Raw genomic sequence first — 16010 nt, 5'->3', positions numbered from 1 at the left:
CGCCTGATTTGCTGCCGCGTTGCGCCAGGTCGCGGGCAAGCGCGCTCCTACGGCATTTGGCGTCAATGAGGCTTCATCATCCCCCGCAACGCCTCGCTCAAGCCCTGAGCACCATTTCCTACCAACACATGCCACACGCCATCACCCAGGTTTCTCACCCCTTGAGCGCCCAGTGCGTCCAGTTGATGGACCGCTAGCGTTTGTCCTTCCTTTAATTGCACGCGCAGGCGCGTCAGTGCGACGCATTCGACATCCATCACCGCCTTGCTGCCCAGTGCGTTGAACCATTGCTCTGCTTGGCTGCGGTCGATTGCCTGGCCCGGTGCAGGACCAATGGGCGGATTGATAACTGAAGCTTTCGGCGCATGCGGCAGAGCCTGACGCAGCTCATCCGCCAGCCTATCCGCCATTGGCCCCACCACCACCTGCAGGCTCCCAGCATTGCCGGGCCTTACCACAGCCATCGCGCCGAGGTTTTTCAACTCACTGTCCTGGGCCTTGCTGCGATCCACCAACTGCAGGCGCAAACGCGTGGTACAGGCGTCGATGCTCAAAAGATTGTCCGCACCGCCCAAGGCGTGGATATACGCGTCTGCGCGGTCGCTTTGCGTTACGGGGGATGAGCCACCCGCTGTCTGCTCGCGACCGGGCGTTTTCAGATTGAAGCGCTTGATGCATTGATCAAACACCCCGTAATACACCAGCGCGTAGATCAGGCCCAGCGGGAAGATCAGCCACCCGTTGGTGGATTTGCCCCAGCCCAGCGCCATGTCGATGGCACCGCCGGAAAAGGTGAAACCCAGGTGAATGTTCAGCAGGTTTGCCAAGGCCATCGAAAGGCCGGTCAGCAATGCGTGCACCACGTAGAGCATCGGCGCGAGGAACATGAAGGCGAACTCGATGGGCTCGGTGACGCCCGTCAGAGCGGAGGTCAGCGCCATTGACAGCAAGACGCCGCCGATCAGTTTGCGTTGCTCCGGCAGCGCATTGCGGTACATCGCCAGGCACGCCGCGGGCAGGCCGAACACCATCATCGGAAACATACCCGTCATGAATTGGCCGGCGTGGGGATCGCCTGCGAAGTACCGCGCCAGATCACCGGTGACCACGCGCCCGGTTTCGGGGTCGGTGAAAGTCCCGAAAACGAACCACACCAGGTTGTTCAAAATGTGGTGCAGCCCGGTGATGATCAGGATGCGGTTCATCACCCCAAAGAAAAACGCTCCGATGCTCCCGCTCTCCAGCATCAGTTGCCCCAGTTCATTGATGCCTTGCTGAACCGGCGGCCAGATCAGCCCGAACAAAAGCCCCAGCGCGACTGCCGACAGACCGGTGACGATCGGCACGAAGCGCCGGCCGCCAAAAAACGCCAGGTAATCGGGCAGGGCAATCTCCTTGAAACGGTTGTACAGCGCGCCACCGACCAGCCCGGCGATGATGCCGGCGAGCATACCCATGTCGATGTGCGGGTCGAGGACCTTGAGCGTCGCGGTCATCACCAGATAGCCAATCGCCCCGGCCAGGCCCGCCGTGCCGTTATTGTCGCGGGCGAAGCCGACCGCGATGCCGATGGAGAAGATCAGCGCCAGATTGCTGAAAATGGCATTGCCCGCTGAATGAATGATTGCGATGTTCAGCAGGTCGGTGTCGCCCAGTCGCAGCAGCAGCCCGGCAATGGGCAGGATGGCGATGGGCAGCATCAACGCGCGTCCCAGTCGCTGTAACCCTTCGATGAAGTGTTGGTACACGGCGTCTCTCCTTCGGGCATTTATTCTTGTTGTCAGGCAATCACTGCCCGCGGCTGGACCTGGGTCTGAAAGGTGCGGCAAGCCTCACGCACATCCTCGGCGCTGCCGAGCGTCATCAGGTGCTGCGCCAGTGCTTCACACTGTCGGGTGTCCAGTTCGCGGACCTGCGCCTTGATTTCGGCGACGTGCAGCGGGCTGACCGACAGTTCGCGCACACCCAGCCCGATCAATGCCGCTGTGGCGAGCGGGTCGGAAGCCAGGGCGCCGCAGACGCCAACCCACCGTCCTTTGCCTTTGGCCGCGGAGCAGGTCATTCCGATCAGGCGCAGCAAGGCCGGATGCAATGCGTCGACGCGCGCCGCGAGTCCCGCATGATCGCGATCCATGGCCAGGGTGTATTGCGAAAGGTCGTTGGTGCCCAGGGACAAAAAGTCGGCGTGGGCAGCGAGTTGGTCCGCGAGCAATGCCGCGGACGGCACCTCGATCATCACGCCCACCTCGGGACGTTCGGTCACCCCTGCCTCATCTGCCAGCGCTTCGATGCGTGAACGTACCGCCAGCAATTCGCTGACTTCGCTGATCATGGGCAACAGGATTCGGCAACGAGCCAATGGCGTGACCCGCAGCAGGGCGCGCAGTTGTTCATCGAGCAATTCCGGACGCGCCTGTCCCAGGCGGATCCCGCGCAGGCCCAGCACCGGATTGGCTTCGGCCGGAAGGGGCAGATACGGCAGTTGTTTGTCGCCACCGATGTCGATGGTGCGGATGATGACCGGTTTGTCGTGCAGTGCATTCACGACTGACTGGTACGCTGATCGCTGCTCGTCTTCAGTCGGCGCTGTCCTGCGCTCGACGAACAGGAACTCCGTGCGCAGCAGGCCCACGCCGTCAGCGCCGTTGTGCTGCGCGCTTTGGGCATCGGCGAGCGACGCCACGTTGGCCGCTACCTCGATGCTGACGCCGTCGAGCGTCAACGCCGGCTGGTGGGCATGTTGCTGCTGGCGCTGGCGTTGTTCCAAACGTTGCAGGCGCTGTGCCTGGACCTCGCGTAAGCGGGCTTCGCTCGGCTGGTGTTCGAGGCGACCGCCGTCGGCATCCAGCACGGCTTCCTGGCCGGCCCTGACCTCAAGCACGCCCGCGCCCATGGCTACCACGCAGGGCAGGCCCTTGCCTCGTGCAAGAATGACGACGTGGGACGTCGCACCGCCCTCGGCCATGCAGACCCCGCCTATCCCCCGTCGCACCAGCATCAGCAGGTCCGATGGTGTCAGCTCACGGGTCACGACGATGGCGCCAGGCGGAATGTCCATGTCGCGCGTATCGCCAAGCAACGCGTGCAGGACACGCTGTCGCAAGTCTCTCAGGTCATTGGCGCGTTCGGCGAGCAACGGGTTGTCGAGCCTCTCCAGCGCGGTGCACTGCGTCAGCACGGCTTGGCTCCAGGCGTGCGCAGCGCTTTGCCGCCCATCGATGGCGTCGTAGGCCGCGTCGAGCAGTGCAGGGTCCTCAAGCATGGCCAAGTGCGTGGTGAAGATTGCACGCTGCTCAGGCGGGTCGCGGTCCAAGGACGCACTGATGTCGATCCGGACCTGCGCGAGTGCATCGGCGAGCCGCTGGCGTTGCTCCTCTGGACGATGGTCGGCGGTGTCTACGCCCAGCTCGATCGTATCGAGCAAGAACAGCGTGCCATTGGCCAGGCCAGGGGACGCGCAGACGCCCGTGATGACGCCCGGCTCGGCGGGCAGCCGGTTGGGCGGCGCCATCGCAGTAGCAGGCGCGTGGGACTCGTCCTCCAATGAGGCGGCCGACAGCGCTTGCATCAATGCCTGTAAAGCGAGCTGGCAGTCATCGCCCCGGCACACGACTTCCACTTCATCCTGTTCGGCAATCCCTAGCCCCATCAGCCCGGTGACACTGTCGGTGGACGCCTTGGCTCCGGCGAAATGCAATTCGCTCTGGCTGTTGAAGCGTCGCGCGGTCTCGCGCACCCGTGCGGCGGGCCGAGCGTGCAGGCCGCCACGGTGTGTCACGTGAATTCGTCCTTGGGCCGATTTGGCCTGATGACCAGATTCCTCAGCATTTGGCGGCTCATGGGCCAAGGTAATGATGTCCATCAACGTTTCGCCGACGTTGATCGAGGTACCGTTCTTGATTGGCGCGATCTCGAATCGGTCGCCGTTGAGCAGGATCATCGGGCTGATCAGGCTGCGGCTCGCGCGGGCGACGCGGTCCAGATCGAAGCGCAGCAACGCCTGACCTTGCCGGACGCGTTGGCCGTCTTCGACCAATGCCTGAAAACCCTCGCCGTTGAGCCCGACGGTGTCGATGCCCACATGCAGCAGCCATTCACTGCCGTTGTCGGCGCGCAGGTTGACCGCATGGCGCGTGCGGGCGACGTTGATCACCACACCGTCGAAAGGCGCGTGTAGCACGTCATCCAGCGGGTCGATGGCCAAGCCGTCGCCCATGCTGCCTTCCGCAAACACCGGGTCGGGAATGTGCGCGAGACTCACTACTGCCCCGCTGAAAGGGGCGCTGAACGTCATCTGTTTATTCTTATGCATGACATCGTCCTTGCTGGCGTCGATCGAGACGGCGCGGAATCAACGGGTTCTGGTGACTTTGCTCAAATGCCTTGGCTGGTCGGGGTTCAGGCCTCGGGCTTCTGCGAGCCCTGCGGCCATGACGTAGAAACTCTGGATGGCGAGAATCGGGTCGAGGGCGGGGTGATCCGCGCAGCTCAGTGTCAGGTTGCGACCTTCGACGCCTTCGGGCGCGGCCAGGATGACCTTGGCGCCGCGCTCGCGCATATCGGCGGCGAGCGTCAGCAGGCTGGCTTGCTCGGCGCCGCGTGGGGCGAAAATCAGCAGCGGGTACTGTTCATCCACCAGCGCCATAGGGCCGTGCCGCACCTCGGCGCTGCTGAACGCTTCGGCTTGAATGCCCGAGGTCTCCTTGAATTTGAGCGCGGCCTCCTGAGCGATGGCGAAACCGGTTCCGCGTCCGATGACCATCAGCCGCTGACACCCTCGCAGCGCGTCGATTGCCGATGACCAGTCCTGGCCGGTGGCTTCGTGCAGGCGTTCGGGCAAGCTTTCGCCAGCGTGAAGTAACGTGCGGTCCTGGGTCCAATGGGCGACGAGCCGAGCGCTGGCGGCGAGGGTGGCGATGAAGCTTTTGGTCGCGGCCACACTCAGTTCAGGCCCTGCACACAGAGGCAACACATACTCGCAGGCCTGCTCCAGTGGCGAGCCCTCGGCATTGACCATTGCGATGCTCAAAGCCCCGCGGGCGCGCAGCGTGCGCAGGCTGTCCACCAGATCGGGACTTTGACCGGACTGCGAGAAGCCAATGACCGGTTGGTTGTCGACGTGCATGGGCGCGTCATGCAGGGTCACCACCGACATGGGCAGCGATGCCACCGGCACGCCTGTGAGCTGCATGGCCAAGTACGCGAAATAACTGGCGGCATGATCGGAACTGCCTCTCGCTACCGACAGAACGACACGCGGACTGGTCTGGCGCAGGCGCTCCGCCAGCGCGATCACGCGCGGTTCGAGCACCTCCAGTTGACGTCGGACGACGTCCGCGGAGGCAAGTGCCTCCTCAAGCATTTTCGAGTTCAAGGGTCTCTCCTTCGACCATGACGGCAGTGACGTCGAGATCGCGGCTCAGGTAGACGGCGTCGGCCCACGCGCCGGCCTCCAGTCGACCGCGGTCCTGGATGCCCAGGTAATCGGCCGGAAATTGCGACAACCGCCGAGAGGCCTCTGCCAGAGGCAGGCCGATGTTCACCAGATTGCGCAGCGCCTGATCCATGGTCAGGGTGCTCCCCGCCAGCGTTCCGTCCGGGAGGCGCACCCCGCCCAGACACTTGGTGACGGTGTGGCTGCCCAGTTTGTATTCGCCATCCGGCATGCCCGTGGCAGCGGTCGAGTCGGTGACGCAATACAGGCAGGGAATCGACCGCAGGGCCACGCGGATGGCGCCGGGATGCACATGCAGCAGGTCCGGAATCAACTCGGCATAACGCGCGTGAGCCAGCGCCGCGCCGACGATACCGGGCTCGCGATGATGCAGCGGACTCATGGCGTTATAGAGGTGGGTAAAACTGGTCGCCCCTGCGTCGAGGGCATTGACGCCTTCCTCGTAACTGCCCAGCGTGTGGCCGATCTGCAGCCGGACGCCGCTGGACGAGAGCGTCTTGATCAGGTCGACATGGCCGGAAATCTCCGGGGCGATCGTGATGACTTTGATCGGTGCCAGGCGCAGGTAATCCTCGACCTCGTCCAACAACGCGGCATGTGCATGGTTGGGTTGAGCACCGAGCTTTCCAGGGTTGATGTAGGGGCCTTCCAGATGCACCCCCAGCACGCGGGCGGTGCCCGGCGCCCGCTGCTGGCAGTATCCGCCCAGTTGTTCGAGGATCTGGCTGATTTCGGCGGCGGGCGCCGTCATGGTGGTCGCCAGCATCGACGTCGTGCCGAAACGCAGGTGGGTGCGCGCGATGGTGGCGAAACCTTCGACGCCTTGCATGATGTCTCGGCCACCTCCGCCGTGAACATGCAGGTCAATGAAGCCGGGCAGCAGGTAGGGCAGGCTGTTGTCCAGAGGATCGCAAGACCCGCCTTGAATGCCGGTCACCCGCCCGCCGCGATGCTGCAACTGGCCGCAGATCCAGCCGTCGGGGGTCAGGATGTTGAAATCGGGCATGTGCGCTCCGCCTGGTTTACCGACGCAGCTCAGCGACGAAATCGTAGTAATCGTCGCGGCAATACGTGTCGGTGAGTTCAATGGGGGTGTTGTCGGCGAGGTAACCGATCCGAGTCATCAGCAGCATCGCGGTGCCGGTTTCGATGCCCACCAGCGCGGCTATCTCCGCTGAAGCGTTGATGGCACGGATGTGCTGCAGCGCGCGCACAACGGGGCGGCCGATGGCATCCAGGTGCGCGTACAGCGAATCGCCGATGGCGCTGGGGTCCGGCAGCAACGTGGCGGGCAACGTGCTCAGCTCTACCGCCATGACGATGCCGTCGGCTTTGCGCAGGCGTTTGAGCCGGGCGACATTCTGCGTCGGCGACAGGCTGAGTCGGATCAGTTCCTCATGGGTTGGCAGCACGATGCCGCGCTCCAGCCACTGAGAGCTGGGATTGAAGCCTTTCGAACGGAGCATTTCGCTGAAGCTGGAGAGGCGGGAAAGTGGTTGCTCGAGGCGCGGCGTGATGAAGGTGCCTGACCCCTGGCTGCGACGCACCAGGCCCTGGGCCAGCAGAATTTCCAATGCTTTACGGGCGGTGACTCGGGAAATGTTCAGCGTCTCGCTCAGGCTGCGTTCCGACGGCAGCGCCTGTTCGGCTTTCCACTGTCCCGCGTGAATGGCCGCCTCCAGATTACGCGCCAACTGCAGGTAGAGCGGCGTGGGCTGGCTGTCGTCGGGGCGCAGGGCAAGGATCGATTGCATGTAAAACGGGCCCCACTTCATAGGGAAAGTTTTTATGGAGATGCCATCGAAAGTAATACCACTTGAATACCACGTCAACCGATGGGTCGGGGCAAAGCGGATCTTTTGGTCACAAAGTGGTGACGTTCGGGGGCACTGCGTAATTCACCATGGCGCAAGGGGGGAGACGAGGGGAGAAATCGATACGGTCAGGTGGAAACGGCGGGCTTATTGACTGTCGTTAAACGGCGGGCCCCTTCACGCCGGGCTCAGGGTAGGGCGCGAGTGGCCTTGGCGCTGCGACAAGGCCGATCCTCTGGCAGGTGGCTCAGGGCCGTATCTCGATCATCGTGCCGTCCTTGACCAAGTCCCACACCTCGCGGATGTCGCTGTTCTTCATGGCAATGCAGCCATTGGTCCAGTCCAGGGTGTGGAAATACCACTCCGGGTATTCTTCGTTGATCGGCGTGCCATGGATCATGATCATGCTGCCGGGGTTGACGCCTTCGCGGCGGGCGCGGGCGGCATCGGAGATGTTCGGGTAGGAGATGTGCATCGACAGGTTGAAGGCATCGCTGGTCTTGCGCCAGTCCAGCCAGTAGAAACCTTCCGGGGTGCGTTGGTCGCCTTCCTGCAGCTTGGGGCCTTTGGGGGATTTACCCAGGGAAATGCGGTAAGTTTTCAGCGCCTCGCCCTTGCTCATCAGTTGCAGTTGATGAGCAGATTTGAGGACCAGCACTTTGTCGATGGTACGGTGCGCAATGTCCTGCGTGTCCACCACCTTGCCATCGACGAATTTCTGCTCGCTGCCCTTGGGCACGATGGTCTGAGTGAACGCGGCCTGGGAAAGCGGAACGAACGACAGGCACAGAACGGCAAGCAACAAACGCATTTCAACGGTATCCCTGAAGCTCGCGCATCGACGAACGCGCGTCATCATCTGGTCATAGGGTTTTGAGAGGAGGGGTGACAGACAGGCAATCGGTTCGCACCGGGAATTCTTGATGCCGCCGGTCGTTGAAGAAGCATTCTAGGGTACGCCTGACCGTCTGGAAAGCCAGCTCGGACCACGGAATCTCCCCCTCGTCGAACAACCTGACCTCAAGGCTTTCCACCCCGGCTGCGTAGTCGGCGCTGACCATGTTGGCGCGGTAGAAGATGTGCACCTGGCTGATGTGCGGCACATCGATCATGGCATACAAATGCAGGTCTTCGAGCACCGCACAGGCCTCTTCGACAGTCTCGCGGCGGGCCGCCTGTTCGACGCTTTCGCCGTTTTCCATGAACCCAGCTGGCAACGTCCAGTAGCCCATTCTTGGCTCGATGGCGCGTCGGCACAGCAACACCTTGTTTTCCCAGACCGGCAAGACGCCGGCGACGATATTCGGATTCTGGTAATGAATGGTGTGGCAGTGATCGCATACGTAACGCGGGCGGCTGTCGCCCTCGGGGATGCGCTGGGTGACCTGTTCGCCGCACTGGCTGCAGAATTTCATGATCGGATCGCGTTCCTGAAGTCAGCGGCTATCTTGGCGCGCCGCGCGGGTCGGGGGCAAGGCCCGAGTTCCGGTAGACGGGGAGGGGTTGGGCGTATCGCAGCTTTGGTGCATCATGCCGGACAGGCATTAGATCGAGAACTCCCATGCTGGACGAGCTACTTCGCCGTATCAAGGGGCATACGCCGGGCACGCTGGATAATGACGGACGTTTCCCCGAAGCGGCGGTCCTGGTACCCATCACCCGTAGCGATGAGCCTGAACTGGTGTTGACGCTGCGTGCCAGCGGCCTGTCGACCCACGGTGGCGAAGTTGCCTTTCCCGGCGGGCGGCGCGATCCCGAAGATCCTGATCTGGTGTTCACCGCGCTGCGTGAGGCCCAAGAAGAAATCGGCCTGGCGCCCGGCCTCGTTGAAATCGTCGGTCCCCTCAGCCCCCTCATTTCCAAGCACGGCATCAAGGTCACCCCCTTTGTGGGCGTGATTCCCGATTTCGTCGAATACACGCCCAACGATGGCGAAATTGCCGCCGTTTTCAGCGTCCCGCTGGCTTTCTTCCGGGAGGACGCCCGGGAGCACACCCACCGCATCGATTATCAGGGCCGCAGTTGGTACGTGCCGAGTTATCGGTTCGACGAATACAAGATATGGGGCCTGACGGCCATCATGATCGTCGAGCTCGTGAACGTGCTCTACGACAGCAATATTGACCTGCATCGGCCACCGCAGCGCTCGGCCATCCTGACGCTGAAGTCCTGACCGGCCTTGCCGCTTTACGAATGTCTGCCTGACCCACGGCCAGAGAGCCGAGCCATGAGGAAAACAAGATGAAATACCGTCTGGGCGATGCCCGCGTCGAAGCCCACCCGCAAAGCTGGATCGCTCCCACGGCCACACTGATCGGCAAGGTTCGCCTGCAGGCCAATGCCAGCGTCTGGTTCGGCGCTGTGCTGCGGGGTGACAACGAACTGATCGATATCGGCGAGAACAGCAATGTGCAGGATGGCACCGTGATGCATACCGACATGGGCTCGCCGCTGACGATCGGCAAAAACGTGACCATCGGCCACAACGTGATGCTTCATGGGTGTACCGTCGATGACAACACGCTCATCGGGATCAATTCCGTGATCCTCAATGGGGCGAAGATCGGAAAATACTGCATCATCGGCGCCAATTCGCTGATCGGCGAAGGCAAAGTCATCCCCGACGGTTCATTGGTGATGGGTTCCCCTGGGAAGGTCGTGCGCGAGCTCACCGACGCCCAGAAGAACATGCTCGAAGCCAGCGCGGCCCATTACGTTCACAATGCCCAGCGTTATGCACGCGACCTGGCGCCTCAGGAAGATTGATGTCCACCGAATCCGCAATTCACGAAAAACCCGTACGTTCCCCTTGTGTGAGCATCTGTGCCTTGGATGAAGGCGATCTGTGCGTCGGTTGCCAGCGCACTGGCGCAGAGATCGCGGGCTGGGGCCGCATGAGCAACGACGAGCGGCGCGCCGTCCTGGTGCTGTGCGAGGCCCGCGCACGGGCGGGCGGGATGTTGTTCACGGTGCCGGGTCGCTAAACGGGGCCTCTTTTGCTGGCGGCACACGTTGCGCTCGAAGCAACTCGATGACTCTGTCGTTGAAGGCCCGAAGAGAAAATGGCTTGATGAGCACGTGCATTCCTGTTTCCAGCCCATCTTTGTCCAACGCGGCGTTCTCTGCGTAGCCGGTCACGAACAGCACGTCCAGCGTGGGCCGCCAGACGCGTGCAGCGTCAGCCAATTGCCGACCATTCATACCGCCCGGGAGGCCCACGTCCGACACTAGCAGGTCCACGGTCTGGCCGGATTGCAGGATCTCGAGCGCCGATGCCCCGGTGTCGGCCTCAAGTACTCGATAGCCTTGATCGATCAGAACTTCGCTCATCAAGGCGCGCACGGAGGGTTCATCGTCCACCACCAGTACCGTTTTTCCGCTGGCCGGCGCGGCGGCCGAGCGGCTCAGGGCTGGCGTTTTGGCGGCAGGCTTCTCAGTACCGATGTAGGCGGGCAGGTATATGCAGACACGTGAGCCACGTCCGAGCGTCGACTCGATGCGCACACCGCCGCCGGACTGTCGCGCGAACCCATAGATCATCGACAGCCCCAGCCCTGTACCCATCCCCATGGGTTTGGTGGTGAAAAACGGTTCGAAGGCGCGCTTGGCCACTTCCTGGCTCATGCCGGTGCCGTTGTCGCTGACAGACAGCGCCACGTAACGCCCTTCGGGCAGCTCCAACTCCTGCGCGTCCGCGGCATCAAGGGTTTCGTTGCAGGTCTCGATCAACAGCTGGCCGCCGTCCGGCATGGCATCGCGCGCGTTCAGGCAGAGATTGAGCAGTGCGTTTTCGAGTTGGTGGGCATCGACGCGCGTGGTCCAGAGGCCTCGCGTGGCAAGAACGTCCATAGCGATGGCAGGGCCGACCGTGCGCCGTATCAGCTCGGCCATGCCCTCGACCAAGTGATCGACGTCTGTCACCTCGGGGTCAAGGGTTTGCCGACGGGAATAGGCCAGCAGTCGATGGGTCAACGCTGCGGCCCTGCGCGACCCTTCCAGCGCGGAGTCGATGTAACGATCCAGCTGTTCGGTGCGGCCTCTGGCGACGCGGTTCTTCAACAACTCCAGGTTGCCGCTGACCCCTAGCAACAGGTTGTTGAAGTCATGAGCGAGGCCTCCGGTCAGTTGCCCGACCGCTTCCATTTTCTGTGATTGCCTCAATGCATCTTCGGCCAGACGCAGCGCGTCGGCCTGCCGTTTCTCATGGGTGATATCGCGCGCGCTGCAGTACATCTTGCCGCCTTCCGGAACGGCGACCCACGACAGCCATCGGTAAGTGCCGTCCTTGTGCAGGCAACGGTTCTCCAGGTTCAGGACCGGATGATTGCCTTTCAGCGCTTCGAACGCGTTCTGGGTGTGCACGGTGTCATGGGGGTGGATCAAGTTGCCCAATGTCTTGCTCGACAATTCGTCGTCTGACCAGCCCAGGGTCGAGCGCCAGGCCGGGTTGGTGGTCTCGAATTGCAGTTCGGCGGTCATGACTGAAAGCAGATCGGGGCTGACCTGCCAGGTCAGGCCGCGCTCGTGTGAACGCTCGATCACCTGGCGCTCCAGATCGGCAATCAAATCCAGACGTCGCTGCTCGCTGGCACGCAATGCGCGCTGGTCCAGCACTCGCTTGGTGGTCTCCTTGGTTACGCACAACAGACCTGCAATTCGGTTGTGTTCGTCGATGACCGGAGAGAAGGAGAACGACCACCACGTACGCTCGATCTCTCCGTAGCGAGCCATGACCAGCGGCAAGTCTTCGCACTGATAAGGAATACCGCGCAGCGCATCCTCGATATTGGACTCAACCTGATCCCAGACGTCCGACCACAGCTCTTTCATCCGAGCGCCCATGGCGTTTTTCAGCCGAGGACCTAGCACGGGCGCGTAGGCATCGTTATGGAAAAACAATAAGTCCGGCCCCCAGAGGACGTACATCGACTCGGGAGAGTTGAAGATCAGATTCAAATGAATCTTCAGGCCCGCTGGCCACTGATCCATGGGGCCGAGCGCAGTGGTCGTCCAGTCGATTCCGGAAAGGGTACGAGCGGCCGCACTGTCACCTGCGGGAAAACCGGGATATCGAGTCAACGGCGAAAGCTCCATTCAAATGGCCCAATACGAAGCCAGACCAGAAAGATCGTCACCCGTGCTATCCATTTGAGGGTGGAGGATCGAGCGGCTCAATTCGCCATTATTCGAATGAATAGCGAAAAAGACCGAATCAACCCGAAGCAACGTCAAAACGGTTGACCATGGCGCTGCCGAGGGGTTGCGTGGTGACAGAGAAATAAGATCAGGCGCGGGGTGATGGCGGCTCATGGAAAGTGCCATCGAATGGCGCAGGGTGGCCGGTATTATCCGCCGGGGTTGGCAGCGCACATCACGGGCCGAAGCCGGATGAGTCCCACTCCCATGGCCACCCGCACCATGGGAACGGATTCATTCTCGACCGCTCGGCACGTTTCAGTGCTTGACCATCACATGCCGCACCGAGGTGTAGTCTTCCAACCCGTACATGGACATGTCTTTCCCGTACCCAGACAGTTTCTGACCGCCGTGCGGCATTTCACTGACCAGCATGAAGTGCGTGTTGACCCAGGTGCAGCCGTATTGCAGGCGCGCACTCAGGCGGTGGGCGCGGCCGATGTCCTGGGTCCAGACAGAGGAAGCCAGGCCGTAATCCGAATCGTTTGCCCAGCCGAGGACTTGGGCTTCATCCTCGAACTGTGTGACTGAAACCACCGGCCCGAAGACTTCACGGCGAACGATTTCGTCATCCTGCTGGGCGTCGGCAATGACCGTTGGCTGGAAGAAGAAACCCTTGCCTTCAATGGCTTTGCCCCCTGTGATCAGTCGGATGTGGGATTGCGCGATCGCGCGCTCGACGAAGCCCGTGACGCGGTCGCGATGCTGGGCGGTGATCAGCGGCCCGAGTTCGGTCGTCGGGTCATCCTGTGGCCCCACCTTGATGGAGCTGACCGCCTCCCCCAGCTTTTTCACGAATGCATCGTAGATCCCTTTCTGCGCATAGATACGGCAGGCTGCCGTGCAATCCTGGCCAGCGTTGTAGAACCCGAAGGTACGAATGCCTTCGACGGCCGCATCGATATCCGCATCGTCGAAAATGATCACCGGCGCTTTGCCACCCAGTTCCATGTGCAGGCGTTTGACGCTGTCGGCGGTACTGGAAATGATATGCGAGCCGGTGGCGATGGAGCCGGTCAACGAGATCATGCGCACTTTCGGGTGAGTCACCAGCGGATTGCCCACCGTCTGGCCGCGGCCCAACACCAGGTTGAGTACGCCCGCAGGAAAGATGTCCTTGGCCAATTCGACCAGGCGCAACGCGGTCAGCGGGGTCTGCTCGGAAGGCTTGAGCACCACCGTATTACCGGCGGCCAGGGCCGGGGCGATTTTCCAGGCGACCATCATCAAGGGGTAGTTCCAGGGGGCGATCGACGCGATTACGCCCACCGGGTCGCGACGGATCATCGACGTATGCCCGGGCAGGTATTCACCCGCGGCCGAACCGCCCATGCAGCGGCTGGCACCGGCGAAAAAGCGGAACACGTCGGCGATGGCAGGCAGTTCATCGTTCAGCGCGGCGTGATAGGGCTTGCCGCAGTTGTCCGACTCCAGCTTTGCCAGTTCCTCTGCATGGGCATCGATCGCATCGGCCAGCTTCAACAGCAGCAGCGAACGATCCTTGGGCGCTGTCTGCGACCAGCTTTCAAAAGCTGCATCGGCGGCGCGCACCGCCGTGTCGACTTGCCCCTCGCTGGCTTCGTTGATCTCCACCAGCACGCGGCCCAAGGCTGGGTTGAACACAGGCTGCGCGGGACCTTCGCCGGCGACCAGGTGGCCATTGATGAGCAGTTTGGTTTGCATGGCATTGTCCTCTCGTTAACGCCTTCGAATGTTCGTTGCGCCGCCCGGGCTGGCGTGGGGTCGTCCTGAGGCGAGCGAGTTGGCCCTTCACGGGGATTACTTCCCACCGCTCCCGGCCACGCTCTCACCGCCTCGGGTCAGGTAATACGCGCCGAGAATCGGCAACATCGTGACCATCATCACCAGCATGGCGACCACGTTGGTGACGGGCACGTCACGGGGTCGGCTCAGTTGGTTGAGCAGCCAGATCGGCAAGGTACGTTCATGGCCTGCGGTGAAGGTGGTCACGATGATTTCGTCGAACGACAGTGCGAACGCGAGCATTCCGCCCGCCAGTAATGCGGAGCCCAGGTTCGGCAGGATGATGTAGCGGAAGGTCTGCCAACCGTCGGCACCCAGGTCCATCGATGCCTCGATCAGGCTGTGGGACGTGCGGCGCAGGCGGGCGATGACGTTGTTGTAGACGATCACCACACAGAACGTGGCATGGCCGACGATGATGCTGAACATGCCCGGCTCGATGCCCAGCCACTTGAATGCCGACAGCAGCGCCAGGCCGGTGATGATGCCGGGCAGGGCGATGGGCAGGATCAGCATCAGCGAAATGCTGTCCTTGCCGAAGAAAGCGCGCCGATACAGGGCTGCCGACGCCAGCGTGCCAAGGACCAGCGCGATCAACGTCGCCACGCAGGCGATCTGCAGCGACAGCTTGATCGCCTCCAGCACATCTGGCCGGGAAAACGCCACGCTGAACCATTTCAGGGTCAACCCTTGAGGCGGGAAGCTGAATGCCGCGTCTTCGGTGTTGAAGGCGTAGACGAAGATGATCAGGATCGGGAAATGCAAAAACACCAACCCCGCCCACGCCGCGATTTTCAAACCCCAGGAGGCTTGTTCTTTTTCCACGGGCCTAGAGCGCATCGAAAGCTCCCAGTCGCTTGACGATAGACAGGTAGATGGCGATGAGCACGATGGGCACCAGTGTGAATGCGGCGGCCATCGGCAGATTGCCGATGGCGCCTTGCTGGGCGTAGACCATGCTGCCGATGAAGTAGCCCGGCGGGCCAATGAGCTGCGGCACGATGAAGTCGCCCAGGGTCAGGGAGAAGGTGAAGATCGAACCGGCGGCAATGCCCGGCACCGACAGGGGCAGGATCACCTGCGCGAAGGTTTGTCGCGGTGTGGCGCCCAGGTCGGCGGACGCCTGTAGCAGCGAAGGGGGCAGACGTTCCAGCGAGGCCTGGATCGGCAGAATCATGAACGGCAGCCAGATGTAAACGAAGACCATGAAACGCCCCAGGTGCGAGGTCGACAGGGTGCTTCCGCCGACGCCGGGAATTCCCAGAACCCATAGCAATACCGGCTCCAGCCCCAAGTGCTGGATGAACCATTGCGCGACACCGCCCTTGGCCAGCAGCAGCGTCCAGGCGTAGGCCTTGACGATATAGCTGGCCCACATCGGCATCATCACCGCGATGTAAAAGAACGCCTTGGTCGTGCCCGTGGTGTAGCGCGCCATGTAATACGCGATGGGAAAGGCGACGATCGCACTGGCGACGGAGACCGCGACAGCCATCACGAGCGTCCGTTGGATCACGTCGAAATTGGCCGGGTTGAACAGCGCTGCGAAGTTAGCCAGGGTCAGGTCGGGCGTGACCGTCATGCTGAAGTCGTCGAAGGTGTAGAAACCTTGCCACAAAAGCCCCAGCAGCGAGCCGAGGTAAATGGCGCCGAACCACAGCAACGGGGGGATCAGCAACAGTGAGAGGTAGAGATTCGGCCTTCGGTACAGCAGGTCGGAGAGCGACCTCAGAGGCGAGGGCCTCGGCGTCGGCGCACTGTGGATAAGTGTCTGGTTCATG

At 62.1% G+C, this 16010-nt stretch carries 14 protein-coding genes; 3 read left to right on the top strand and 11 right to left on the bottom strand.

Annotated features, from left to right (window positions below; translation table 11 throughout):
• Positions 1-62 precede the first annotated feature (62 nt).
• From nagE to N5D61_RS25555, 7 genes are all read right to left on the bottom strand, one after another.
• Complete coding sequence (gene nagE / locus N5D61_RS25585) at positions 63-1748, bottom strand: N-acetylglucosamine-specific PTS transporter subunit IIBC (protein WP_279894657.1); 1686 nt, start codon at positions 1746-1748, stop codon at positions 63-65.
• 32 nt (positions 1749-1780) lie between these two features.
• On the bottom strand, positions 1781-4312 hold the full coding sequence (gene ptsP / locus N5D61_RS25580; protein ID WP_279894656.1) for a phosphoenolpyruvate--protein phosphotransferase: 2532 nt from the start codon (positions 4310-4312) through the stop codon (positions 1781-1783).
• 39 nt (positions 4313-4351) lie between these two features.
• A complete protein-coding gene (locus N5D61_RS25575) occupies positions 4352-5362 on the bottom strand; it encodes an SIS domain-containing protein (protein WP_279894659.1) in 1011 nt (336 codons plus the stop codon).
• On the bottom strand, positions 5355-6461 hold the full coding sequence (gene nagA, locus N5D61_RS25570) for an N-acetylglucosamine-6-phosphate deacetylase (protein WP_279894655.1): 1107 nt from the start codon (positions 6459-6461) through the stop codon (positions 5355-5357). Before nagA ends, N5D61_RS25575 begins: the two co-directional genes overlap by 8 nt.
• A gap of 16 nt (positions 6462-6477) precedes the next feature.
• Complete coding sequence (locus N5D61_RS25565; RefSeq protein ID WP_279894654.1) at positions 6478-7209, bottom strand: GntR family transcriptional regulator; 732 nt, start codon at positions 7207-7209, stop codon at positions 6478-6480.
• Positions 7210-7516: 307 nt separating this feature from the next.
• The gene (locus N5D61_RS25560) at positions 7517-8080 is read right to left on the bottom strand and encodes a L,D-transpeptidase family protein (protein WP_279894653.1); all 564 of its coding nucleotides are present in this window, start codon (positions 8078-8080) and stop codon (positions 7517-7519) included.
• 52 nt (positions 8081-8132) lie between these two features.
• On the bottom strand, positions 8133-8684 hold the full coding sequence (locus N5D61_RS25555; protein WP_108235845.1) for an NUDIX hydrolase: 552 nt from the start codon (positions 8682-8684) through the stop codon (positions 8133-8135).
• A 146-nt stretch (positions 8685-8830) separates the two neighbouring features.
• Between N5D61_RS25555 and N5D61_RS25550 the strand changes: the two genes are divergently transcribed.
• The 3 genes from N5D61_RS25550 (at position 8831) to N5D61_RS25540 (ending at position 10253) form a co-directional block, all read left to right on the top strand.
• Complete coding sequence (locus tag N5D61_RS25550) at positions 8831-9442, top strand: CoA pyrophosphatase (RefSeq protein ID WP_108235844.1); 612 nt, start codon at positions 8831-8833, stop codon at positions 9440-9442.
• 68 nt (positions 9443-9510) lie between these two features.
• The gene (locus N5D61_RS25545; protein WP_108235843.1) at positions 9511-10035 is read left to right on the top strand and encodes a gamma carbonic anhydrase family protein; all 525 of its coding nucleotides are present in this window, start codon (positions 9511-9513) and stop codon (positions 10033-10035) included.
• Positions 10035-10253, top strand: a complete 219-nt coding sequence (locus N5D61_RS25540; protein WP_108235842.1) for a DUF1289 domain-containing protein — start codon at positions 10035-10037, stop codon at positions 10251-10253. Before N5D61_RS25545 ends, N5D61_RS25540 begins: the two co-directional genes overlap by 1 nt.
• Here N5D61_RS25540 and N5D61_RS25535 read toward each other — a convergent pair.
• The 4 genes from N5D61_RS25535 to N5D61_RS25520 all read right to left on the bottom strand — a co-directional run bounded on the left by N5D61_RS25535 (position 10234) and on the right by N5D61_RS25520 (position 16009).
• Positions 10234-12348 (bottom strand): hybrid sensor histidine kinase/response regulator, encoded by a 2115-nt coding sequence (locus tag N5D61_RS25535; protein ID WP_279894652.1) that lies wholly within the window; start codon positions 12346-12348, stop codon positions 10234-10236. The two genes, N5D61_RS25540 and N5D61_RS25535, sit on opposite strands and share 20 nt — an antisense overlap.
• A gap of 375 nt (positions 12349-12723) precedes the next feature.
• Complete coding sequence (locus N5D61_RS25530; protein WP_279894651.1) at positions 12724-14148, bottom strand: gamma-aminobutyraldehyde dehydrogenase; 1425 nt, start codon at positions 14146-14148, stop codon at positions 12724-12726.
• 96 nt (positions 14149-14244) lie between these two features.
• Positions 14245-15054, bottom strand: a complete 810-nt coding sequence (locus N5D61_RS25525) for an ABC transporter permease (protein WP_279894658.1) — start codon at positions 15052-15054, stop codon at positions 14245-14247.
• 4 nt (positions 15055-15058) lie between these two features.
• The gene (locus tag N5D61_RS25520) at positions 15059-16009 is read right to left on the bottom strand and encodes an ABC transporter permease (protein WP_108235838.1); all 951 of its coding nucleotides are present in this window, start codon (positions 16007-16009) and stop codon (positions 15059-15061) included.
• Between the last annotated feature and the right edge of the window lies 1 nt (position 16010).

Source organism: Pseudomonas sp. GD03842 (assembly GCF_029841165.1).
Taxonomy (GTDB): domain Bacteria; phylum Pseudomonadota; class Gammaproteobacteria; order Pseudomonadales; family Pseudomonadaceae; genus Aquipseudomonas.
This window is presented reverse-complemented; position numbering and strand designations above follow the sequence as displayed.